Here is a 401-nt window from a genome sequence, read left to right as displayed (position 1 = left end):
AAGGAGCAGAGGATCTGGGGCTACTACGCGCTGCCGATCCTGTACGGCGACCGGCTGGTCGGGAAGCTCGACGCCACCGCCGAACGGGCCGAGGGAGTTCTCCGGGTCGACGCGATCCACGAGGACGAGCCGTTCACCCCGGCCATGACCGAGGCCGTGCATGCCGAGATCGACGACCTGGCCAACTGGCTCGGCCTCGAGGTCATGCGGGTCCCCGCTGGTTGAGGAAGGACGAAGTCCTGTCACGAAACCAGCGCACCCGTCACGGCCACCCGTCCCCCGGCTCCGGCGCCTCGTAGGCCACGAGCTGACCCGTGACCGGTCCGCCCCACGCGTTCTCGCCCCACTCCTGGCCGACGACCAGCAGCAGCGGCTGGTCACCTGCTTGGCCGTCTCGCGAC

General features: G+C 69.8%; 1 protein-coding gene. It reads left to right on the top strand.

The genetic code is table 11. The features are described 5' to 3' along the window. The coding region (locus I6F37_RS43100) for a crosslink repair DNA glycosylase YcaQ family protein (protein ID WP_225154846.1) at positions 1-225 on the top strand (225 nt) is incomplete at its 5' end. Positions 226-401: the final 176 nt, after the last annotated feature.

The sequence above is a fragment of the Bradyrhizobium sp. NBAIM08 genome, from assembly GCF_020193935.1.
GTDB classification, from domain to species: domain Bacteria; phylum Pseudomonadota; class Alphaproteobacteria; order Rhizobiales; family Xanthobacteraceae; genus Bradyrhizobium; species Bradyrhizobium yuanmingense.
The sequence above is the reverse complement of the archived record's forward strand: the minus strand, read 5'-3'. Positions and strand labels throughout refer to the sequence as shown.